We start from the raw sequence: 19,709 nt of genomic DNA, 5'->3' as shown, positions 1-19,709 counted from the left end.
GTCCTTATTCCACGCCGAAACACAGTTGGTGATGCGCTTCTTCGTGAGCCGGTAAGCAGGCCAGAAATAGGGCTGCGCTTCGGCGTTGGCGGTGCCGTATTCAACAAGGTGCGGATAGCGGACCTTAGAATTGCCAGCAGTAACCAGAACCTGATTTTCCGTTGCAGTCTGGGAACCACCCGGCTGCGAATAGGGCGGTGTGGTGCCCCCCGGTGCCGTCACCGCAATACTGCCCTTCAATGCGCCTGTGTCTTCCGGAGCTAGCGCACGCATGCGGTGGGCAAGTTCATCACCGGATGTTTTCAAAGCTGGTTGCACAGCCTGTTTGACGGCGCGGGGGATCGCGTCGAGGCGTTTTTGCAGACGGGTCAGACCGGGGTTCTTTGCCATGTCAGAAACTCCACGCCCGATGCTGGTTGATGATGTCCCAGATGCCGAAGGGCATTTCCTCGGCTGTGATGCCAACAAGGGTTGCTTCCCGGTTTTCGTAGAGATGCCCTACAAGCAGCCGAATGGCTTCCTTCAGATCGGCTGGCACTTCGGCCATCTCGGCAAGCGGGGTTTCCAGCCAGCGGCTAATCCACGCCTCGGCAGCCTCAATCTTTCCGGAAAGCAACGCGTCGTCGGTATCCACGGTGATGTTTAGATGCGCCTTCGCATCTTCCACGCTAATGATGGTCATTGCGAAAGCTCCTTCCGGGGATGCAAATCGCGCACGCGACTCCCCGCGCCGGTCCCAGTGGGTTAGATGAAAGTCGTCGCATACCCCGGTGTCGGAGATTGACGTGTGTAGAGTTCGCCGTGACTTTGGCTTGACGCGTTTGGGTTTTGGAGGGGAAGGCATGCTTACTATTTCGAGCAAACAACAACTCGACAGGTACAAACGGCAGCGGGCGCTGATAACTCTGTTCTTGGATAGTGGTTACACTCAACGCAATATTGAAGTCGTGATGAATGCGAAATGGGGCTTTGACGCTCATGTGGGTCGCGCTTGGCACATGCTTATTCCCTACAAGGAGGGTGGCTATGCGATTGACGTGCCGTTGACGAAAAGAAGTTATGGCATCCACCTTTCGCGCCAAGTCATAAAAGAACAGGGCATCGGCACCGCTGAACTTCCGGTAATTTTGTTCGAGAACTACACTCAGGAGAGTGATTACTTTTACGTTTCGCTTTCCGGGATGTCCGAAGAGGAAGTCATCACGATAATGGGTGAAATCGGTGATATCGTTGTCAATGAATTCGAAAATGGACGGACCGACCCTGCGGATTTTCGTTTCGATGTGACTGAGAAAGTGAAGCGGCACGTTCGCATCCAGAGAGCGGTAAAGCTGGTGAAACGAGGTGCGTCCACGGCCATTGGTGTGGCAGTTGGTCTTTTTGGCTGAGGTGATCATGCTAGCCGCTCCAGAGATTGTAGGTTGACGGCGCGCTTGCTGAAGCCCTCAAGCATCCTGCGGATGATCTCGGCATTGCGCTGGTATCGCTTGCGTTGATGGGGGCGCATGGCGGGTTCGGTTAGGACACGCTTGAGTGGCCACCCACATTCAATTCGGTATGCAATTGCATGGCGAGGGATGCCCGTGCGGCGTGCCCAACCTGCCAAGCTGTCTTTGATGCCGCGATAGGTGACGAAGCGACAGTTCGGCTGGAAGTCCGCATACGGGTCTGTTGTTTCGTCCAGATCGAAGAACCGAACGCCATCCGTGCGCTTGTGAACCTGAGAGCGCGACAATCCGGTTTCTGCCATGATTTCCCGTGCCGTGGCGAGTTTGCCACGGAACTCATACCGCTTCGGTTCCGGTCCCCTACGTGCCGGCCCTTCAATGGGAAGGCTGAACTGAATGCGACGGTGAACGGTACGCACCTTCAGGCCGGTTACTTCGGCAATCTGCTGTGCGGTCATCCATGTGTTCCGAAAGCGGTGGAGCTTTGGCGATGTCCTGTTCATCGGCGCTTCTCCATGGATTGCTTGCGGGACGAATGGCAGAACGTACATAGGGGCTGCCAGTTCGACCGCGACCAGAAGAGCTTCCGGTTGCCCTTGTGTGGGGTGGCATGGTCCACGACACGGGACGGTGCCCCGCACATTACGCAACGGGAGTGCGTGGCAAGAAAGGCTTTGGCCTCCTTCTGCCACTTGCTGTCATATCCGCGCTGGCGTGCGCTGGGCCTGTTCTGATCGTGTCTAGCCTTTCGTTCCCGGTCGCGCTGGGCTTGGCAGCCGCAACGCATGCCGGTGGCGACTACACGGCCACACTGACAGATGCGTGGTGCCGCATATGGCATTCGCTGCCCTCCTTCTCTTCGGGGAAGATAATCGCTGTTTCCAGCTCGTATCCGAAAACGGAAAGGATGCGTTCAAGATGATCCACGGGCATTTGTGGCGCGTTTCCGGACAGGAAGTTGCGCAAGGTTGTGCGATGCACATTTGCCATTGGTGCAAGCTTCCTTTCGGACAGTCCGTGTTCGTTCATTAAGGACCGAACAAGCGCCGGCCATTCCCTTGTGACTTTCATGAATTCGCCTCCTTGCGCTTGGTGAATTTGGTGGTGCCAAAGCTGCTGAAGACCGTCCTGAATTTGTCGTCCAGACTCATTTTGCTTTCGGGGGTGTCCTGATCGTCTGCGCTGCCGAAGATGGCCTTGAGCATGTCCATGCGGCCTTCCATGGCGAGCATGATTTCGGCGGGGGTGGCATCAAGGGCAACATCGGGCTCCCAGCCCAGCCAGCCAGCGGCCTTCTTGAAGAGGTCTTCCAGAAATTCCCCGAAAGAAACTGCTTTCGCGTCATCTGGGGCTTCTGTTCGTGCTTCAGGGTCCATGCCCGCCAGCGCCATGATGTAGAGCGTCAACGGCTCACGGAGCCGATCAAACCCGCTGTCGAGGATAAGCGTTTCAAGCATCGGATGATCGTAGTGGTCACGGATGATGTCGATTGCAGCGGTGAGGCTGCCGTCAAACACGTCCCTTGCGAGACGGGCGAACGATCCGGGCCGGCGCTCCAAGCGGATGGCAAAGCGAAGAGAGGGGCGAAGCTGTATGGCCTCGCCCCCGATGCTGACAGTGATGGTGTCTGCCAGCCTTGCCATGGTCACGGGGTGCCTTCCGCTGCCGGCACTTCGAGGATTGCCCCGTCGATGCCCAGATTGAAGGCGGTCTTCGTCAGATCGTTCGCCGTGCCGAACTGGTTGCGTGCCGACATGACGGGGGCACGGAAGTAGAAAATTGAGTTCGTCCCGGTTGGTGTCGGCTTGTCGGCAAGCTCCACCTTGAAGGCATAGGGAAGGTGGTCTTCCACGGCAGCGCGGGCCTTCTCCTGTCCGGGGTCGCCGGGATCACGGGCGCAAACAAGCGCGACGGTTCCGCTGTCAATGGTGCCTTTGCGGCGGCGGGTGTGGCTGTCGGCAAGGCTGATAAAGGTGATCTCGGTGCCTTCCGCGCCCCATTCGCCAAGGTCTTCCACTTCCTTGATCTCGGTCCAGGTATCGGCTTCAAAGTCGGTAAGTTCCGAAATCGTCGCACTTGCGCTGCCAATAAAGACCTTGGCCTTGGCTGTTGCATTGATGGTCATGGTTCTCGTTCCTTGTTCGGTGGCTGGGCGGTTATGGCGTGGTTCGGTCCACCTTCAGAAGCCGAAGAGCTTCCGTCTTGGTGACGCCACCGCCAACACGACGGCGGGCATGGAAGCGCACAAGTCCGTTCACCTGCTGGCTGTAGGGGTCACGGAGCACGGACAGGTTCACGCGGTCGAAGATGCGGAAGGCGCTCTTGAAGTCACCGAAGACGATAGGAAGGGCTTCGGCGTCCATTGCGGGGTAATCCGGCATATCCGGAAGTTCCACGACTGGACGGCCCAGAATGGTTGGCGGATTGCCAGCTGTGAGCGCATCCTGCCAAAGATAATCGCCTGCGGAGTTCTTGAGCTTGCGAACCTCGCCAATCACCGAACGGTTCATGCCCCAGACGGCACGGGCGGCATAAGCGCCGGGAAGATCATGGAACACGTCAATCAGATCGTCGGCGCGGAGGTCGGCCCCGGTCGTGTCCAGCGTGTCGATGCCCGCTGTGTTCAGAAGGCCGTTCGGTTTGCCGGTCCCATCACCGTTGATGAATGCAGCGCCTTCAGCACGCCCGAACTCTTCCGCGAAATCGAAAGCAAGTTCGGCTTCGAGGTTGAAGGCAGCATCTTCCAAGAGGGTATTGGATACGTCCACGTAGCATTTGAGTTCGTAGACATTGACTTTCTGCTGGCCATAGGCCGGCTGGGTTCCGGTGGCCGGATCGGTTTCCCCGCCCCAGCTTGCGGTCATGGTGCCAGTGCGCTTCGGGAGTATGATTTCACCTGCCGACGCCGGTGTGACACGGGCAACGGAGCGGACCGGAGAGAACAGCACAAGGTTGCGGTCAAGCTCCTGCACAAACTGTTCCGGGGCGAGGTAGCCGCCTGCTGTGTCTGTCGAGACTGTGAGAGCGCGGACTTCATCAGCCTGCATGCGTTCCACGCCATAGCGGGCAAAGTTGCTGAACGCCCGCCGTTCGAGGGCTGGTTCTTCTCGATTTTCCTGCTGGCCGGTGCCGGGGCGATTGAGGCGGGTTTCCAGCGCGGCGATGCGGTCATTGGCGGCGCGAAGCTCTTCTTCCTGCCGTGTGCGGAATTCAGCGGAAGCACTGCGAAGCTCTTCCACCGCCGCCGTTGCAGCGGCAAGGGGGTCATTCGTTTCGGACGGATCATTCCGAATTTCCAGCGGAAGAGCTGAACGGATTTCAAGGGAGGTATGCGCGTTCATAGGTTAGCCTTTCAGGGTTGCGGATGCGGCGCGGACGGAGGTGAGGAAGGCGGAAAAGTCAGAGCTGCCAGTGCGCACGGACGTAATCCCGCTGCCAGGTACGGCGGGAAACGCAACGATGCTGATTTCCCGAAGACTGGCTTCGACAATCCGGCGAACGCCGTTGGCGCGGCGTTCGTCCTTTACGGTTCGGAAGCCGATGGATAGCCCCTTGATGTCACCTGCAATCAAGAGGCTGCGCACCTCCTGTGCCTTGGCAACAGCAAGATTGAGCCGGCCCTTCGCCGTCAGGCCATCGGCCCGGACCTGAAGGGAAGACCATGAGCCTATGACCGTGCCGGGATCGTGCGCCTAGAGCATCGGAACAGATCGGCCTTCTATGTTTCTGAAAGCGTCTGGCGCGAATTCGGTCCGGTAGCTGTCAACCGTGTTGAACCGAACGGCCATGCCTTCAATGTCACCGTTATCGGTCGGCACGGTGAAGCGGGTTTCCACGTCCAGCGTGTCGCCGGCACTGGCTTCGCGCGTTTCGGAAGTGAAATTGATTGCACTTTGACGTTTAGGTAAGAGTGCAATCAATTGCACAGGGTTATTCTTCATCGGTCGAGACCTTTCCGAACATGAGAACTTCGAGAATGCCCACGGCAATCGGATAGAGTTCCATCAAGGGGCGCGGTGCCGCATATGCGTCGATCAGTGCGGCGGCGGTTTCGGGGTCTTCTCCACCGCCGATGAGACCAAGCCGGATCACTCCCAGAAGCTCGGCATGACGGAAATCGCCGGCGAAGAAGCGCCGGGACAGGCCACCGATGCCCGCACCGGTGATGCGTTCAAGTTCAGTGACAAGTTCTGGCTTGAGCCGGAAATTGCGTTCGGTGTCTCCGAAAAACTGACGATGCGTGGGGGCGTCACTCATTGGTGCCCCCTGTGGTGGTATACGGGTTTTCCAGCTTGTCCCCGCCGTCCATCGCGGGGAGGTTTTCAAGGCGTCGGGCTTCGTTGGCGGTCATCACGCCAGCAGCCCGGAACTTGGCAACAGCTTCGGCCCGCTCGGACGCATTGCCTTGCAAGAGCCCGTCCACCACAAACTCAACAGTGATGCCGGATTGCCGATCCTCATCACTCAGAAGAACACGCCGGTAAGCTGCTTCCCATGAGCGAAACCACGGCATGAGACTGAACGTTACAAGCTGGCGGTTGGCTTCAGTCAGGTTGCTCCACGTCGCCCGACTGAAGTCGGCAAGGAAGGTCGGGGGCACGTTGAAGGCGCGGGCAATCTCAACAATCTGGAAGGCCCGCATTTCCGCAAATTGTGCATCGGTGGAAGCAAGGGTGAGTTGCCTATAGTCTGCGTCTGCGTCCAAGATGGCGGTGCCGCCGCTTCGCGTCATCGCCTGCCAGGATGCTCTCATCTTCGCCATCGCATCGGGAGCGAGCGCGCGGGCAAACTTCAGGAAGCCGGACGGTCTGCCCTGATTGGCAAAAAGACGGGCAGCGTGTGCTTCAAGTGTGATGCAAAGACCGATGGCTTCCCGTGCGGTGCGGATCGGAGCTTCGCCGTTCACGCCATCCAGAGACGCCAAAGGGGCAACGTGGATGATGTCCCTAAAGGTGAAAAAGCGTTGTCCAGCACTCTCGTTGAGCCGGTAGCGGGGTTCTCCCGTAAGCGTGTCAGTTTCTACACGGACTGAGTTCGCCGGTAGCCGGATCAATTCGACAACCCGACCATCGCCGGCACGATTGGCATAGGCGTAGCCACCGCCTGTCAGCAGCGCGTCCATGGTGATCTGGGCACGGAGAGCCCCGGCGCTGGTCCATGGGTTCGCCATATCATGGGCAAGGCTATATGCGGGGTGGTCAGTGGCGACTTCCTTGCCACCATTCGGGGCGTGACGAAACACTTTGACGGGAAGCGTGGAAGCGGTGCCCGCAACCAGTTCGACGGCGGCGCGGACAGCGGGAACAGAAAGTGCGCTGCGGGGATTGACGCTAACCCCAGATGCCACGGGAACAGCGCCGAACAGCTCAAGCAGCCAGTCTTCGGGGTTCGCAAGCGAGCGCTGTTCGTCCGCACTCCCACCCTGTCGGGGCGAGTGTACGGTTTCAGCTCCAGTCTGTCGGAGACTTGTGAAAGGCCACATGGTTCACCTGCAAGCTTGGTATTCGCTTGCGGGGGCCTTCCCGCTCTATTGCCGCTCAACGGTTCCACCGGGCAATGAAGCAATTTCCCGTCTATCTGCGTCGCCTCGGTACGTCAAGCACTCCGTGGGATGGTCGGTCCGGGGGCGGGAGGGGGACTATAGGGGGAGGCTCGACCAACGGGAGAGAGAGGGAGCGAAGCGACCAATCTTCTCGGAGCCGACCGAAGGGAGGTTTATCCCGGAAACAGGAAATCTCGCGCACGCGATGGATGCTGGATGGCGAAGCCGGATAGATACTTTGATTATGAACGAAGTGAATAATCATAAGTATCTGTATATGGAGCTGCTAACAGACTTGCTAAAACAGTTGCTAACAGACTAGCTCACTTCGCTCGGACCTCAACCCTTCAGGATCGCCATCAATTCGGCCATAGATTGCGGTGGGTGATCCTCCTTTTCCGGTGTCAGCGCTGTCTCGGCTATCGGCTTCCCAGCGGGCTTCACCGGTTTTTCTGCCTCGCCCCCTTCTATCAGGCCAAGGTGGTATCTATCCCCGGGCCGGCCATCTGACAGTTCGAGTGCAAGGGCGGTAGGCCGAATGAATGCCAGCGTGCGCTTGCCCCCATGATGACCTTGCTGCCGCTCCACAAGACCATGCTCGACCAACTTCTTGAGATAATATCTCAGGGTGCTTTCTGGCAGTTTCGTCTTTTCGCTCCACCATGGATATGGATATGCCGCCCAGCATCCGGTCACGCCGGGGCGGCGGGCTGTGGAGCCGCGCCAAGTCACCATGATTTGCCCGAACAGGTCACGGGCCTTCGGGTATTGCCGCCAGAAGCCTTTTAGGTCTTGCCGTGTCTTCAGCGGGCTATTTGCTTGAAGCGCCTTCGCCGCCTTCTCCTTGTCGAGCGCCTTCTTGATCTCGGCTTTCGCCTTGCTCATGTTTTGGGTCATTCTGCGGTCCACTTCATCGCGAAGGAATTGCGGAGCAATGGCACGGTGCTACAGTAGCCGCGTGCAAGCGATGCCTAACCGCATCTGGACGTTTCATCGACACTGCTTCGTTCTCCTTGCTCTACTTGAAATGCCCCCGCGTTGCTGGACCGGGGGCATTTCTCTTTGAGAGGAAAGGAGGGTGAAACGGTTAGCCAGCGCCCGGATTTCCTTTTTTAAATCAATCCGGCTGTTTTGATGGGTTAGCCATTCTAACGATCTGACAACATTCACTAATTGCGATCCTGTCGGGATCGCCATCGACTTCAAAGGCTTACCGCACTCATCCAGCCGACATCGAAACCTGCCACGCGCGCCAGGCGGGCGATCAGTACCGCCGGTCGGCTTCTCGCGCACTCGCCGTTTCTGCCACGCCTGCGATGCGGCGTCCCGCATAAGCGGCGCGATTTACCGCCCAACCGCTCCGGCTGCTGTAACGGGCGAAGTCGCCAACCGCGCCAAGCAGGGCACCCATCACAGCGGCGCCGTCTTGCGATTGCCGCGCCTGGCCACAGGCATCCTTCTGCGGGCTGCAATGGGCCACAGTCTTCTTACTGGATGCGGAAACGCTGCTCTCTGCCCCCGGATGTTGAACTACAGGTTGCGACAGACAGACAGAGGAAAACAGCAAAAATAACCTTCATAACCCTCTCCAAGAAACTTGGGCCATCCTCGTGATAGCCGTCTTGCAAGGGGTTCATCACGGCATAGTCGGGGAATCCGACCGTACAGGTGTACGATGATCGAGCGGACACACCGGAAACCAGCCCCGATATTGCGGCTCAAACCTGTCAGTGCATTGAATTGATCCAGATCGCACCAAGTGTTTGATCGCAGAGCCCGATGGTGCAATCCTTTCCCCCGAATGGAAGTGGTCTGCGCGACAATGCACGGAGGACAGCAAATGATCGATCAGGCGGTGCTGATAACTTACTCGCTCATCGTGCTCGGGTTCGTCTTCATTCCCGGGCCGGCGACGCTCCTTACCGTGGCGCGCGCCACGACGTCGGGCACCAAAGTGGGGATTGCGACAGGAGCGGGGATTACCGCTGGCGACATCATCCACACGATCATGGCCGTCGTGGGAATCTCCGCGATCATTGCCGCCTCCGCGACCCTGTTCAGCATCGTGAAGTATCTTGGAGCAGCCTATCTCGTTTACCTGGGTATCAAGGCCATTCTGGAAAAGGTTCCGGTCGATCTGGGGCAGGGGCGTCTCCCGATCACTGCCCCGCAGGCGTTCCGCCAGGCAATCCTGGCTGAAGTGCTGAACCCCAAGACCGCACTGTTCTTTCTGGCATTCCTGCCTCAGTTCGTGAGGCCGGAGAACGGCTACGTCGTCGCGCAACTCACCGTGCTTGGCGTCTTGTTCGCGACGATCGGGTTCTTCAGCACGATCGTGTACTCGGTCGCGGCCGGGAGCCTCGGCAGCTTTTTGCGCCGCACCCCGGCGGTCCTGAAATGGCAAGGCAAGGTTGTCGGAGGCATCTACTGTGCGCTTGGCGCACGCCTGGCGTTGCAGGACCGGTAAGGTTTTTCTCGAGAGGGAAGCGGACAGGGCTGCCCAGGAACGCCCCTTCGGCCCAAAAGCCGCCTTCCGCTTCCCGGTCCTCTTGGGTCGCTCAATCGGGGGTAGACCAGCCTGTCATTTGGCATGGATTTGGACGCTTTCGGCGCACGAGCCGGTTTCGTGGCCACCGCCATCGATCTCGCTTGCCGCGCGACAGCGCCTGTGATTTCTTCCCTCCGGGCGGGTGAGTGATGTTTCTTTTCTGGAGTGCGCAGATGCGCCTTACACTCGCTCCCATTCTCGTCCTGTCGGCCTTGGCATCCGGTTGTGTGTCCGTGACGCCGGAAGAACAGCGCGCCGCCGACGAGGAGAAGTGCCGGTCCTACGGCTTCACCCGCAAGAACGACGCCTTCGCCGAATGCCTGCAGCGTCTCGAGCTGGATCGCCGCGCGGAACGCAGGAGCAACGCGACCGCCATGCGCGACCCCTGGCTCTACGCGACGCCACGGGTCGTCATCGTGAAGCAGGCCAGGTAGCGGGTGGCCTCAGCGCCGGCGGCCAGACCACGGCGCTCCCGCCTATTTCCGGTCCACCGCCCCCACATCGAGCAACGGCGCGGCATCGAGCGCTCCGGCGTTGAGCATGGCGCCGACCCGCTCGAGGGCGGCGACGATCATGCCCTGCTCCCAGTCGGGCAGCGCCTCGAACTGCTGCGAGAACGTCTTCTGCAGCGGGTCCGGCGCGGCTTTCAGCAGTTCGCGCCCGGTCTCTGTCGGCGCCACCCAGACGACGCGCTTGTCGCGCTCGCCCCGCGTCCGGGTGACCAGGCCCCGCGCCTCGAGCTTGTCCACCAGCGCCGTCGCGGTCGCCTGGCCGACGCCGGCCTTGCCGGAAATATCCTTCGGCGTCGCGCGGCCGGCCGCGGCGACGATCTCCAGCACGATGAGCTGCGGCGTGGTCAGGCCCGTGGCCCGCGCCAGCGTTCGTGCATTCAGCTCCGTCGCGCGCAGGATGCGCCGCAGCGCGATCAGGCTGGTCTCGGTGCGATCTTCCATCAGGCCGTTCCCCGGTTGAGAGGCGAAAGGCGCGATTCTGCGCCGCGCGCTCCTGTGAAACAGGGATAGCAGACAAAAGATATTTTGATTAGCGAATCAAATTCATGACTTTGAACACGAAGAATCAATAGTTTACGCTGAATATGGAACTGTTTCCCACTCAGGCGGTTGAAATATCCTTCGATAAACATAATATCCGCCTCGCCATGAGGAGACACATGACCAGCGCCGACATCAAGCTCGTGCGAAAGCGAACGCACGACATCATCTATCGCCCTCCGAGCTCCGAAGACGGTGCCGACGTGTGGCGGCTCATCCAGTCCTGCGAGCCGCTCGACGAGAATTCCCTCTACTGCAACCTGCTCCAGTGCGACCATTTCGGCGACACCTGCGTGGCCGCCGAGAGGGCGGACGACGGCGCGCTGGTCGGCTGGGTGTCGGGCTATCTCCTGCCTGACGAGCCGGAGACGCTGTTCGTCTGGCAGGTGGCGGTCGACAGCAGCGTCCAGGGCATGGGCGTCGGCAAGAAGCTGCTTGCCGCGCTTCTGGAGCGGGACGCCTGCGAGAACGTGCGGACGCTGAAGACCACCATCACCTCCGACAACAAGGCAAGCTGGGGCCTCTTCTCCTCGCTTGCCCGCGTCAGGGACGGGGAACTCGACCACGAACCCTATTTCCGCAAGGACGCGCATTTCGACGGCAAGCACGCCACCGAGCACATGGTGACGATCGCCTTTGCCGGGCGCACGCCCGCCGATGTCCGGCAGCGCTGGTTCCCGGCGCTGGATGCCGGCCCCGCGCGCAGCGACGACGCCGCCTGAGGCGCTTCCCGCTCCGCGACACACAGACGACAAACCCGAAGGAACAGCCATGACGACCGTCACGACGGACGACAAACAGATTTTCGCACGGCGCGAATCGGAAGCGCGCAGCTACTGCCGCAGCTTCTCCACCGTGTTCACCAAGGCTTCGGGCGCCATCCTGACCGATGCCGAAGGCCGCGACTACATCGACTTCCTGGCCGGCTGCTCGAGCCTGAACTACGGCCACAACGACCCGGACATGAAGGCCGCCCTGATCGAGCACGTCTCGCGCGACGGCATCGCCCACGGACTCGACATGCACACCGACGCCAAGGCGGCGTTCCTGGAGAGCTTCGAGCGGCTGATCCTGCGCCCGCGCGACATGGATCACCGCGTCCTGTTCACCGGTCCGACCGGCGCCAACGCGGTCGAGGCGGCGCTGAAGATCGCCCGCAAGGTGACCGGCCGGCAGAACGTCATCGCCTTCACCAACGGCTTCCATGGCGTGACGCTGGGTGCGCTTGCGGCGACCGGCAACGGCTATCACCGCGGTGGCGCCGGCGTGCCGCTCAGCCACGTTACCCGCATGCCCTATGACGGCGCGATGGGCGGCGACATCGACACGGCCGATCTGCTGAACCGCATGCTGGCGGAACCGTCCAGCGGCGTCGAGAAGCCGGCGGCGATCCTGCTCGAAACGGTGCAGGGCGAAGGCGGGCTGAACGCCGCGTCGCGCCACTGGGTGCGCCGCATCAGCGAGATCGCCCGCGCCCACGGTGCCCTGCTGATCATCGACGACATCCAGGCGGGTTGCGGCCGCACCGGCAACTTCTTCTCCTTCGAGGAGATGGGCATCTCCCCCGACCTCGTCACCATGGCGAAATCGCTGTCGGGCTTCGGCCTGCCCTTCGCCGCCGTCCTGGTGAAGCCGAAACACGACGTCTTCGGCCCGGCCGAGCACAACGGCACCTTCCGCGGCAACAACCACGCCTTCGTGACGGCGCGCGCCACGCTTGAAAAGTTCTGGGCCGACGATGCCTTCCGCGCGACGATCGCCGATCAGGGCGACTTCCTGCGCCGGCGGCTGCAGGAGATCGCGGCCATCCTGCCCGGCGCCCGCCTGAAGGGGCGCGGCATGATGCTCGGCATCGATGTCGGCTCCGGCGAAACGGCCGCCGATATCTGCAGCCGCGCCTTCCGCGACGGCCTCATCATCGAGACGTCGGGCGCCCATGACGAGGTGGTGAAGGTGCTGTGCCCCCTCACCATCGACAGGGAAACCTTCGCGCGCGGCCTCGACATTCTCGAAGCCGCAGCCGCCGAAACCATCGAAAGCCGAAAGATCGCAGCGGAGTAACGACGATGATCGTCAGAGACATGAACGAAGCCAGGAACACCGAACGCCACGTTTTCTCGGAGGGCTGGGACAGCGTGCGGCTGCTCCTGAAATCCGACGGGATGGGCTTCTCGTTCCACATCACCACCATCCATGCCGGCGCCGAGCTGCACATGCACTACAAGAACCATCTCGAATGCGTGTACTGCGTCGACGGCACCGGCTCGATCGAGGACCTCGCCACCGGCGAGACCCACCCCATCCGGCCCGGTGTCATGTACGCGCTCGACAAGCATGACAAGCACATCCTGCGCGCCGACGCCGGCAAGCCGATGATCATGGCCTGCACCTTCAACCCGCCGGTGACCGGCACGGAGGTGCACCAGGCCGACGGCTCCTACGCGCTGGAAGACGCCTGAGCCGGAACTGACCCTATCGAACCGCAAACAAGGAGAACGACCATGACAGCGATGTCGAAGGAACGGGACCCAAAGGGCGAGCGAGCACAGGATCCCTATCCGAGCCGGCTGCCGGAAGAACGCTTCCTGCCGCGCCAGGACAAGACCGTGTGGAGCCAGTGGCGCCCCGACGCGCCGCTGACGGCCCAGCAGGCCGACCAGTTCGACCGTGACGGCTTCCTGATCGTCAAGGATGTCTTCTCTGCCGAGGAAATCGAGGCGCTGATGGCGGAATCGGCAGCGCTCCGCGGCGGCGAGCGCGAGCTGATGGACGGCAGCGTGATCACCGAGCCGGGCTCGGACGAAGTGCGCACCGTCTTCAAGCTGCCCGAGCAGAGCCCGCTCTTCAACCGCCTGGCACGCGACCGCCGCGTCGCCGGCGTGGCCAGCTTCCTGCTTGGCGACGAGGTCTACGTCCACCAGTCGCGCCTGAACTACAAGCCGGGCTTCACCGGCAAGGAGTTCTACTGGCATTCGGATTTCGAGACCTGGCACGCCGAGGACGGCATGCCGCGCATGCGCGCCATCTCGGCCTCGCTGCTCCTGACCGACAACGACGCGCTGAACGGTCCGCTGATGCTGATGCCCGGCTCGCACAAGGAGTTCATCGCCTGCGCCGGCGAGACGCCGGACGACAACCACAAGGCCTCTCTGAAGAAGCAGGAAGTGGGCGTGCCCTCGCACGAGGCCCTCACGAAGCTCGCCTCCCGGCACGGCATCACCGCCGCCACCGGCAAGGCCGGCACGCTGGTCTTCTTCGACTGCAACACGATGCACGGGTCGAACGGCAACATCACGCCCTTCTCCCGCTCGAACGCCTTTTTCGTCTTCAACGCCATGTCGAACCGGCTCGAGGAGCCGTTCGGGGCGAAGAAGGCGCGGCCGGACTTTCTCGCCGAACGCGGCGAGGTCCAGGCGCTTGAGGTTGCGGCGGGCAAGCTGGTTTAGGCGACGGCGCTTTTTACCCCTCTCTTGCAAGTTCCAAGGACTTGGCTTCGCCAAGCCCGGGAATTTGCTTTCTCCCCCACAAGGGGGGAGATACGCCGGCATTGATGAAGAGCGCCTTATCTCTCCCCTTGCGGGAGAGAAAGCGATTTCAACACCTTAGCCGAAGGCTAAGTGTTAGAAATCGCAAGTGAGGGGAACCCCCGCAAGCGTATGGAAAAGCAGACCAAGCATGACTGAGCATAAGAACAACACCATTTCAGCCCCGCGCGACAGGCACACCGTCGAGAAGATCGGCGGCACCTCGATGAGCCGCGCGCGCGAGCTGATCGACACGATCCTGATCGGTCGGCGCGAGGGCGGCGCCCTCTATGGTCGCGTCTTCGTGGTTTCCGCCTTCGGCGGCATCACTGACAAGCTGCTGGAGCACAAGAAGTCGGGCGTCGCCGGCGTCTATGCGCTGTTCGCCCAGGCCGACAACGAGCATGGCTGGATGGAGGCGCTGAGCGAGGTCAGCCGCGCCATGCACGCCATCAACGGCGCCATGTTCGACGAGGCCGGCGACCGCAATGCGGCCGACGACTTCGTGCGCGAGCGCATCGAGGGCGCACGCGGCTGCCTGATCGACCTGCAGCGCCTCTGCTCCTACGGCCATTTCCGGCTCGGCGAGCACATGCAGACCATCCGCGAGCTTCTCTCGGCGCTTGGCGAGGCGCATTCGGCCAACAATCTGGCCCTGCTGCTGCGCCGCCACGGCGTCAACGCCCGCTTCGTCGACCTGACCGGCTGGCGCGACGAGACCCAGCCGCCGCTCGACGAGCGCATCGAACGCGCGTTTGCAGAGATCGACCTGACGCGCGAACTGCCCATCGTCACCGGCTACACCCAGTGCCGCGAGGGTCTGATGCGCGAGTTCGATCGCGGCTATTCCGAGGTGACCTTCGCCACCATCGCGGCACTGACCGGTGCGCGCGAGGCGATCATCCACAAGGAGTTTCATCTTTCCAGCGCCGATCCGCGCCTCGTGGGCGTCGATGCCGTGCGCAAGATCGGCCGAACCAATTACGACGTCGCCGACCAGCTCTCCAACATGGGCATGGAGGCAATCCATCCGAAGGCCGCCAAGAAGCTGCGCCAGGCGGGGGTGCCGCTGCGCGTCGCCAATGCCTTCGAGCCGGAGGATCCCGGCACGCTGATCGACGCGGAACCGGCCACCCGCCCCGGCGTCGAGATGGTGACTGGCCTGCCGGTGACGACGCTCGAACTGTTCGAGCAAGACATGGTCGGGGTGAAGGGCTACGACGCGGCAATCCTCGACGTGCTGACGCGGCACCGCGTGCGCATCGTCTCGAAATCCTCCAACGCCAATTCGATTGTCCACCATCTGGAGGCGACGCTCAAATCCGTGCGACGGGTCGAGCGCGATCTGGCCGAGCGCTACCCTGCCGCCCGCATCACCGCGCGGCGCGCCGGCATGGTCTCGGTCATCGGCCGCGACCTGAAGGGCCTCGGCGTCATGCTGGAAGGCCTGAAGGCGCTGGATGAGACCGGCGTGGAGCCGATCGCCGCGCAGGAAACGGGCCGCGGCGTCGACGTGCAGTTTCTGGTTCGCAGCGAAGATCTGGAGAAAGCGGTCAAGGCGCTGCACAGGGCCTTCATCGAACAGGGGGAGGAAGGGTTGCAGGAAGCGGCCTAGTTTTGCTTCTCCGCATTCATGCGGTCGTCAAGTGATTCCACCTGACGGCAAAACGCCATAGACGCCGTTTCCTGCAACGCTGCCGGACCCGCTCGCCAAACAAATAATGCCGCTGCACCTGTCGGGCATCGCCGGTATCATGCGTCCTTCGGGGGTCAACCGAAGGAGAAGACGATGTCTTATGTCGATGGTTTTGTAGTCGCCGTACCGAAAGCCAATCTCGAAGCCTACAAGGACATGGCCCGGTTGGCCGGGAGCGTCTGGAAGGAACACGGCGCATTGGCCTATGTGGAGTGTGTGGCCGACGACGTGCCCTATGGCGAGGTCACGTCATTTCCACGCGCAGTTCAGGCCAAGGACGAGGAAACGGTGATTTTCGCATGGATCGTCTATCCCTCGCGAGCGAAGCGCGACGAGATCAACAAGGTCGTCATGGCCGATCCGCGCCTTCAGGGAGACGACTGGAAACAGGTCTTCGACGGAAAGCGCATGATCTACGGCGGCTTCGAGACCTTCCTGGAGCTGTGACACGCCGCTCCGCCCTCGGCATCTCGCGGTCACACGAAATCGCCTGACCGCGAGAAACGCAAGCGCAACCACATGCGGACGGCACGGCGCTATCGCGCGAGCACGTCGCTCCATTCCTCATGCCGGCGAAACTGCGCTGCGGCGAACGGGCAAAGCGGGCGGATCTTGACGCCGCTCTGCCGGGCATCCTCGACGGCGCGCGTCACGAGCGCCAGACCGACGCCCTGCCCGCGAAAGGCGTCCGGCACCTCTGTGTGGTCGATGATGATCTGGCTGGTGCCGACCTTGGAGAAGGTCATCTCGGCTTCATGCCCATCGGCGCGATAGACATAGCGGCCCTTGCTGCCATTGTCCTCGAGGGTGATCGGCTTCGTTTCGCTCATCGGCTCTGGTCCTTTCGGGGTTCGGGTTGGGGTGCGGACAGCGAGAGAAAACGCGCCGCCGCGGCGGTTTCGTTGGGTCGGATTTCATGGCCGCCCTCGTGCCATTCCGCCTGAGTGGGCACGCCGGCGCTTTCCAGATAGCTCAGCAGGCGGTTGGTCAGCTCGGCCGGGCAGATCGGATCGCGGCGCCCGGCCGTCACCAGCACGCGGGTCCGTGGCGTTTCCTCGCCCCAGTGCGGCTTGAACGGGATCAGCGGATGCATCAGCACCGCCGCGTCGAACAGGGCTGGCGCGGCGAAGACGACCGACGCCAGGATGTTCGCCCCGTTGGAATAGCCGAGCCCCAGGACATGGGACGGCGCTTCGGCTTCCACATGCGCCCTTATGAAGGCCGTCATCTTGTCGGTGGCGCGCGCCAGGTCGTCCATGTCGTAGACGCCCTCGCCGGTGCGGCGGAAGAACCGCGCCGCGCCCTGCTCGCTGACATCGCCGCGCGGCGCGACGAGGCCGGCCTCCGGCAGGAGCTCCTCCCCCAGATGCAGCAGCTGTTCCTCATTGCCGCCCGTGCCGTGAAACAGGAACATGAGCGGCCTGCCCGGCCCCGCGGATTTGCGATGATAGGCGTAGGTTTCCGTCGCCATCGCTATGCTCCGATCTCTGGCAGCGTCTTCTCCAGCGCGGCGCGCAGATGCTCGTGCTGGGTCGGCAGTTTCAACGCCTCGCCCAGATGCGCCATCGCCTCGTCGCGGGCGAAGCCCGGCGGATTGGTGGCGATCTCGAACAGGACGCCGCCCGGGGCGCGGAAATAGATGGCGTTGAAGTAATCCCGGTCGATCACCGGGGTCACCTGGAAACCTTCCTCCATCAGCTTTTCCCGCACGGTGCGATGCGCTGCATCGTCAGCCACCGCAAAGGCGATGTGATGGACGGAACCGGCGCCCTGGCGCGCCGCAGGCGCTTCCGGCCGGCTTTCCAGGTCGATGACGCCGGCGCCATTGGAGCCTTCGCGGACCATGCGCACGATGCCGCCTTCCCCGGCACCCCGCCGGTAGCCCATCAGTTCCAGAAGAGCCTGGGTTGCACCCCCGTCGCGCAGGGTCAGAGAGGCCGAGTGGAAACCGCGGATGGCGACGTCGCCGCCGATGCCCGCGCCGTCCCACGGCGCACGCGGATCGTCGGCGACCTCGACCAGCGCGAAACCGTCGCCGTTGATGCCATCGAAACGCAGGCGCCGTTCGCCGAACCGGTCCTCGCGCGCAAGGCCGCCGACGCCCTGCTCCTCAAGACGCCGCGTCCAGAAGTCGAGCGCGCCTTCCGGCACGGCGAACGCCGTGGTCCCGACCTCTCCCGCGCCGCGCACACCGCGGCCGATATCGGGAAAGGGGAAATAGGTCATCACCGTTCCCGGTTGTCCGGTGCCGTTGGCGTAATAGAGGTGGTAGACGTCCGGCGCGTCGAAATTGACCGTCTTCTTCACCCGGCGCAGGCCGAGCGTCCCGGTGAAAAACCGATCGGTCGCCTGCGCGTCGCGCGCCATGGAGGTGACGTGATGGATGCCTTCGATCTGCGTGAGCATGATGCGCTCCTTTCGAGAATTGCCCCGGCCTCTGATGCTCACTCAATGCTTCAGGTGCCGAGCGTAGCATGGAAAATGGCAACGAAACCGCGTCAATGAAATGGATGCCACACCGACAGACCGTCAACGGATCTGAAACAGTGAAAAGGCCCCGCATCTGGGATGCGGGGCCTTTCGTGATGATGCGGTACGCGCAGACTACTGAACCTGCATCCGCATCTCGTCACGCTTGTCGGCATAGGTGGCCTCGTCATAGGCCGGCTGCTGCTCGAGCTCTTCCTTGGAGAACTCGGTGTAGAGATACAGCGTGCCGTTGCCGTCCGTCATGAAGGCGAGGTTGTCCATGCCGATGGCGACTTCCTTCTCGCCGATGCCGAGGAAACCGCCAACATCGACCAGGATCGCATCGACCTTGCCGTCCTGGCTGACGATCACATCGCCGATCTCGCCGATGTTCTCCTCATTCGCGCCGTAGACGGTCGTGCCCGTCAGTTCCTCCGTGCGGACCTGGTCCACAGGCATTTCCTGAAGGGTCGAACGATCGATCGCCGAGGTCTGGGTGTCATCCGGCGTCATCGTGTCGTCCGTCGCCGGAGCCTGGGCGGTTTCCTGATCGGCCGGTGCCGCATCGGTTGCGGCAGGAGCCTCCACGGTCTCCTGATCAGCCGGTGCCGGAGCCTCGGCGCCAGCCGTCTGCTCGCCCTCCGCCGGAGCGGTGGCGTCGGGAGCGGGAGCGGCGGCCATGCCGTCGGTGGACTCTGCCGTGCCGTCCGCTGCCGGGGCAACGGCAGCGCTTTCGCCGCCTTCCTCGGTCGCGACAGGCGCCTTGGCCAGATCGTCCTTGGTCGCAGGCTTGGTCTCCTTGACCTCGGCGTCAGCCGGCATCGGGCGATAGGCCGAACGGTCGAACTCCTCCTGCGCCTTCAGCGCGTCGGCGGTCGTCTCGACCACCAGCCAGCGGTCGCCATCCTGCTCGGCCCACTCGACCAGATCGTACTCGAGCGCCACTTCCTTCTGGCCGATGCCGAGGAAGCCGCCGACACCAACGACGATGGCGCTCACGTCACCGGCATCGTCGAGGATCAGGTCGTTGACCTTGCCGATGTTCTCGGCTTCAGCGCCGGTGCCGTTATAGACGGACTTGCCGATCAGGTCGGTGGCCAGATGGCCTTCGGCACGGACCACCATTTCGACGGGCGGTTCGGTCGGAGCGGCCGTCGGCGCGGTGCTTGTCTGCGCGACCGCACCGGTGGCCACGAGCGTTGCGATAGCAGTGGTCGCCAAAAGGTTGCGGATCATGGTAAGCTCTCCTTGTGCAGTGTTTCTGTACAGGCCGTGCACCGAACCGAACTTGCCAGGGAGGATCGGTGCGCGGCCATTTGCATCCGTAGAACGCATCTTGACGGTTCTGGTTCCGCCTTTTTCCACACGGCATGCTTCCGGACAGGGGGAACCTTTTTCCCTTCCAATCCTTCTTGAGCGAACCTTAACAA

The 19,709-nt window shown here is 62.1% G+C and carries 26 protein-coding genes and 1 pseudogene; 9 read left to right on the top strand and 18 right to left on the bottom strand.

Features of this window, described 5'->3' with window-relative positions:
- Positions 1 to 390, bottom strand: a 390-nt coding sequence (locus NA2_RS21555) for an HK97-gp10 family putative phage morphogenesis protein (protein WP_081582668.1), incomplete at its 3' end; no start/stop codon positions are given.
- Position 391: 1 nt separating this feature from the next.
- Positions 392 to 682: a head-tail connector protein gene (locus NA2_RS11720; RefSeq protein WP_008597092.1), complete on the bottom strand. Its 291-nt coding sequence runs from the start codon at positions 680 to 682 to the stop codon at positions 392 to 394.
- Between the two features lie 160 nt (positions 683 to 842).
- On the opposite strand from NA2_RS11720, the gene NA2_RS11715 reads away from it, so the two are divergent.
- Complete coding sequence (locus tag NA2_RS11715; RefSeq protein WP_008597090.1) at positions 843 to 1,388, top strand: hypothetical protein; 546 nt, start codon at positions 843 to 845, stop codon at positions 1,386 to 1,388.
- 5 nt (positions 1,389 to 1,393) lie between these two features.
- Here the strand turns inward: NA2_RS11715 and NA2_RS11710 are convergent, their stop codons facing one another.
- The 11 genes and pseudogenes from NA2_RS11710 to NA2_RS11670 form a co-directional block, all read right to left on the bottom strand.
- Positions 1,394 to 1,906 carry a hypothetical protein gene (locus NA2_RS11710; RefSeq protein WP_040677561.1) on the bottom strand — a complete coding sequence of 171 codons (513 nt, stop codon included), beginning with the start codon at positions 1,904 to 1,906 and terminating at the stop codon, positions 1,394 to 1,396.
- A gap of 41 nt (positions 1,907 to 1,947) precedes the next feature.
- Positions 1,948 to 2,091 (bottom strand): HNH endonuclease, encoded by a 144-nt coding sequence (locus NA2_RS22435; protein ID WP_338009982.1) that lies wholly within the window; start codon positions 2,089 to 2,091, stop codon positions 1,948 to 1,950.
- A 155-nt stretch (positions 2,092 to 2,246) separates the two neighbouring features.
- Positions 2,247 to 2,519, bottom strand: coding sequence for a helix-turn-helix domain-containing protein (locus NA2_RS21955; RefSeq protein WP_157188212.1), 273 nt, complete (start codon positions 2,517 to 2,519; stop codon positions 2,247 to 2,249).
- Positions 2,516 to 3,091 (bottom strand): hypothetical protein, encoded by a 576-nt coding sequence (locus tag NA2_RS11700; protein WP_040677558.1) that lies wholly within the window; start codon positions 3,089 to 3,091, stop codon positions 2,516 to 2,518. The genes NA2_RS21955 and NA2_RS11700 overlap by 4 nt, the downstream gene beginning before the upstream one ends.
- Before the next feature lie 2 nt (positions 3,092 to 3,093).
- Positions 3,094 to 3,573 (bottom strand): phage tail tube protein, encoded by a 480-nt coding sequence (locus NA2_RS11695; protein WP_008597082.1) that lies wholly within the window; start codon positions 3,571 to 3,573, stop codon positions 3,094 to 3,096.
- A gap of 31 nt (positions 3,574 to 3,604) precedes the next feature.
- Positions 3,605 to 4,789, bottom strand: coding sequence for a phage major capsid protein (locus NA2_RS11690; protein WP_008597081.1), 1,185 nt, complete (start codon positions 4,787 to 4,789; stop codon positions 3,605 to 3,607).
- Between the two features lie 3 nt (positions 4,790 to 4,792).
- Positions 4,793 to 5,125, bottom strand: a pseudogene (locus tag NA2_RS21275) (HK97 family phage prohead protease); the annotation flags it as partial.
- 15 nt (positions 5,126 to 5,140) lie between these two features.
- Complete coding sequence (locus NA2_RS21950) at positions 5,141 to 5,389, bottom strand: HK97 family phage prohead protease (RefSeq protein WP_157188211.1); 249 nt, start codon at positions 5,387 to 5,389, stop codon at positions 5,141 to 5,143.
- Positions 5,379 to 5,705 (bottom strand): gene transfer agent family protein, encoded by a 327-nt coding sequence (locus NA2_RS11680; RefSeq protein WP_008597078.1) that lies wholly within the window; start codon positions 5,703 to 5,705, stop codon positions 5,379 to 5,381. The genes NA2_RS21950 and NA2_RS11680 overlap by 11 nt, the downstream gene beginning before the upstream one ends.
- A complete protein-coding gene (locus NA2_RS11675) occupies positions 5,698 to 6,795 on the bottom strand; it encodes a phage portal protein (RefSeq protein ID WP_244423632.1) in 1,098 nt (365 codons plus the stop codon). Before NA2_RS11675 ends, NA2_RS11680 begins: the two co-directional genes overlap by 8 nt.
- Before the next feature lie 534 nt (positions 6,796 to 7,329).
- Complete coding sequence (locus NA2_RS11670; RefSeq protein WP_192814176.1) at positions 7,330 to 7,875, bottom strand: helix-turn-helix domain-containing protein; 546 nt, start codon at positions 7,873 to 7,875, stop codon at positions 7,330 to 7,332.
- Positions 7,876 to 8,830: 955 nt separating this feature from the next.
- Between NA2_RS11670 and NA2_RS11665 the strand changes: the two genes are divergently transcribed.
- Together NA2_RS11665 and NA2_RS11660 are read left to right on the top strand one after the other, a co-directional pair.
- Positions 8,831 to 9,457, top strand: coding sequence for a LysE family translocator (locus tag NA2_RS11665; RefSeq protein ID WP_008597075.1), 627 nt, complete (start codon positions 8,831 to 8,833; stop codon positions 9,455 to 9,457).
- A 254-nt stretch (positions 9,458 to 9,711) separates the two neighbouring features.
- Positions 9,712 to 9,972: a hypothetical protein gene (locus tag NA2_RS11660; RefSeq protein WP_008597074.1), complete on the top strand. Its 261-nt coding sequence runs from the start codon at positions 9,712 to 9,714 to the stop codon at positions 9,970 to 9,972.
- 42 nt (positions 9,973 to 10,014) lie between these two features.
- On the opposite strand, the gene NA2_RS11655 is transcribed toward NA2_RS11660, so the two are convergent.
- Positions 10,015 to 10,491: a MarR family winged helix-turn-helix transcriptional regulator gene (locus NA2_RS11655; RefSeq protein WP_008597073.1), complete on the bottom strand. Its 477-nt coding sequence runs from the start codon at positions 10,489 to 10,491 to the stop codon at positions 10,015 to 10,017.
- 218 nt (positions 10,492 to 10,709) lie between these two features.
- Between NA2_RS11655 and ectA the strand changes: the two genes are divergently transcribed.
- The 6 genes from ectA to NA2_RS11625 all read left to right on the top strand — a co-directional run bounded on the left by ectA (position 10,710) and on the right by NA2_RS11625 (position 16,257).
- On the top strand, positions 10,710 to 11,312 hold the full coding sequence (gene ectA, locus NA2_RS11650) for a diaminobutyrate acetyltransferase (protein ID WP_008597072.1): 603 nt from the start codon (positions 10,710 to 10,712) through the stop codon (positions 11,310 to 11,312).
- Between the two features lie 49 nt (positions 11,313 to 11,361).
- Positions 11,362 to 12,651 (top strand): diaminobutyrate--2-oxoglutarate transaminase, encoded by a 1,290-nt coding sequence (ectB, locus tag NA2_RS11645; RefSeq protein ID WP_008597071.1) that lies wholly within the window; start codon positions 11,362 to 11,364, stop codon positions 12,649 to 12,651.
- Positions 12,652 to 12,656: 5 nt separating this feature from the next.
- A complete protein-coding gene (locus tag NA2_RS11640; protein WP_008597070.1) occupies positions 12,657 to 13,049 on the top strand; it encodes an ectoine synthase in 393 nt (130 codons plus the stop codon).
- Between the two features lie 42 nt (positions 13,050 to 13,091).
- Positions 13,092 to 14,036 (top strand): ectoine hydroxylase, encoded by a 945-nt coding sequence (gene thpD, locus NA2_RS11635; RefSeq protein ID WP_008597069.1) that lies wholly within the window; start codon positions 13,092 to 13,094, stop codon positions 14,034 to 14,036.
- A 229-nt stretch (positions 14,037 to 14,265) separates the two neighbouring features.
- Complete coding sequence (locus NA2_RS11630; RefSeq protein ID WP_008597068.1) at positions 14,266 to 15,729, top strand: aspartate kinase; 1,464 nt, start codon at positions 14,266 to 14,268, stop codon at positions 15,727 to 15,729.
- Between the two features lie 174 nt (positions 15,730 to 15,903).
- Positions 15,904 to 16,257 (top strand): DUF1428 domain-containing protein, encoded by a 354-nt coding sequence (locus NA2_RS11625; protein ID WP_008597067.1) that lies wholly within the window; start codon positions 15,904 to 15,906, stop codon positions 16,255 to 16,257.
- A gap of 89 nt (positions 16,258 to 16,346) precedes the next feature.
- Here NA2_RS11625 and NA2_RS11620 read toward each other — a convergent pair whose 3' ends face one another.
- The 4 genes from NA2_RS11620 to NA2_RS11605 form a co-directional block, all read right to left on the bottom strand.
- Entirely contained in the window at positions 16,347 to 16,640 is a 294-nt protein-coding gene (locus tag NA2_RS11620) for a GNAT family N-acetyltransferase (RefSeq protein WP_008597066.1), read from the bottom strand.
- On the bottom strand, positions 16,637 to 17,281 hold the full coding sequence (locus NA2_RS11615) for an alpha/beta hydrolase (RefSeq protein ID WP_008597065.1): 645 nt from the start codon (positions 17,279 to 17,281) through the stop codon (positions 16,637 to 16,639). The genes NA2_RS11620 and NA2_RS11615 overlap by 4 nt, the downstream gene beginning before the upstream one ends.
- A 2-nt stretch (positions 17,282 to 17,283) precedes the next feature.
- Positions 17,284 to 18,216, bottom strand: a complete 933-nt coding sequence (locus NA2_RS11610; RefSeq protein WP_008597064.1) for a ring-cleaving dioxygenase — start codon at positions 18,214 to 18,216, stop codon at positions 17,284 to 17,286.
- Between the two features lie 198 nt (positions 18,217 to 18,414).
- Positions 18,415 to 19,515, bottom strand: a complete 1,101-nt coding sequence (locus NA2_RS11605; RefSeq protein WP_008597063.1) for a PRC-barrel domain-containing protein — start codon at positions 19,513 to 19,515, stop codon at positions 18,415 to 18,417.
- Positions 19,516 to 19,709 lie beyond the last annotated feature (194 nt).

It is taken from the genome of Nitratireductor pacificus pht-3B, assembly GCF_000300335.1.
In the GTDB taxonomy this organism is placed as follows: Bacteria; Pseudomonadota; Alphaproteobacteria; order Rhizobiales; family Rhizobiaceae; genus Nitratireductor; species Nitratireductor pacificus.
This window is presented reverse-complemented; position numbering and strand designations above follow the sequence as displayed.

Excerpts from the sequence above, each read along its gene's own strand:
- NA2_RS11720 (WP_008597092.1), bottom strand. The coding sequence starts at position 682 with ATGACCATCATTAGCGTGGAAGATGCGAAGGCGCATCTAAACATCACC.
- NA2_RS11715 (WP_008597090.1), top strand. The coding sequence starts at position 843 with ATGCTTACTATTTCGAGCAAACAACAACTCGACAGGTACAAACGGCAG.
- NA2_RS11710 (WP_040677561.1), bottom strand. The coding sequence starts at position 1,906 with ATGACCGCACAGCAGATTGCCGAAGTAACCGGCCTGAAGGTGCGTACC.
- NA2_RS22435 (WP_338009982.1), bottom strand. The coding sequence starts at position 2,091 with ATGTGCGGGGCACCGTCCCGTGTCGTGGACCATGCCACCCCACACAAG.
- NA2_RS21955 (WP_157188212.1), bottom strand. The coding sequence starts at position 2,519 with ATGAAAGTCACAAGGGAATGGCCGGCGCTTGTTCGGTCCTTAATGAAC.
- NA2_RS11700 (WP_040677558.1), bottom strand. The coding sequence starts at position 3,091 with ATGGCAAGGCTGGCAGACACCATCACTGTCAGCATCGGGGGCGAGGCC.
- NA2_RS11695 (WP_008597082.1), bottom strand. The coding sequence starts at position 3,573 with ATGACCATCAATGCAACAGCCAAGGCCAAGGTCTTTATTGGCAGCGCA.
- NA2_RS11690 (WP_008597081.1), bottom strand. The coding sequence starts at position 4,789 with ATGAACGCGCATACCTCCCTTGAAATCCGTTCAGCTCTTCCGCTGGAA.
- NA2_RS21950 (WP_157188211.1), bottom strand. The coding sequence starts at position 5,389 with ATGAAGAATAACCCTGTGCAATTGATTGCACTCTTACCTAAACGTCAA.
- NA2_RS11680 (WP_008597078.1), bottom strand. The coding sequence starts at position 5,705 with ATGAGTGACGCCCCCACGCATCGTCAGTTTTTCGGAGACACCGAACGC.
- NA2_RS11670 (WP_192814176.1), bottom strand. The coding sequence starts at position 7,875 with ATGAGCAAGGCGAAAGCCGAGATCAAGAAGGCGCTCGACAAGGAGAAG.
- NA2_RS11665 (WP_008597075.1), top strand. The coding sequence starts at position 8,831 with ATGATCGATCAGGCGGTGCTGATAACTTACTCGCTCATCGTGCTCGGG.
- NA2_RS11660 (WP_008597074.1), top strand. The coding sequence starts at position 9,712 with ATGCGCCTTACACTCGCTCCCATTCTCGTCCTGTCGGCCTTGGCATCC.
- NA2_RS11655 (WP_008597073.1), bottom strand. The coding sequence starts at position 10,491 with ATGGAAGATCGCACCGAGACCAGCCTGATCGCGCTGCGGCGCATCCTG.
- ectA (WP_008597072.1), top strand. The coding sequence starts at position 10,710 with ATGACCAGCGCCGACATCAAGCTCGTGCGAAAGCGAACGCACGACATC.
- ectB (WP_008597071.1), top strand. The coding sequence starts at position 11,362 with ATGACGACCGTCACGACGGACGACAAACAGATTTTCGCACGGCGCGAA.
- NA2_RS11640 (WP_008597070.1), top strand. The coding sequence starts at position 12,657 with ATGATCGTCAGAGACATGAACGAAGCCAGGAACACCGAACGCCACGTT.
- thpD (WP_008597069.1), top strand. The coding sequence starts at position 13,092 with ATGACAGCGATGTCGAAGGAACGGGACCCAAAGGGCGAGCGAGCACAG.
- NA2_RS11630 (WP_008597068.1), top strand. The coding sequence starts at position 14,266 with ATGACTGAGCATAAGAACAACACCATTTCAGCCCCGCGCGACAGGCAC.
- NA2_RS11625 (WP_008597067.1), top strand. The coding sequence starts at position 15,904 with ATGTCTTATGTCGATGGTTTTGTAGTCGCCGTACCGAAAGCCAATCTC.
- NA2_RS11620 (WP_008597066.1), bottom strand. The coding sequence starts at position 16,640 with ATGAGCGAAACGAAGCCGATCACCCTCGAGGACAATGGCAGCAAGGGC.
- NA2_RS11615 (WP_008597065.1), bottom strand. The coding sequence starts at position 17,281 with ATGGCGACGGAAACCTACGCCTATCATCGCAAATCCGCGGGGCCGGGC.
- NA2_RS11610 (WP_008597064.1), bottom strand. The coding sequence starts at position 18,216 with ATGCTCACGCAGATCGAAGGCATCCATCACGTCACCTCCATGGCGCGC.
- NA2_RS11605 (WP_008597063.1), bottom strand. The coding sequence starts at position 19,515 with ATGATCCGCAACCTTTTGGCGACCACTGCTATCGCAACGCTCGTGGCC.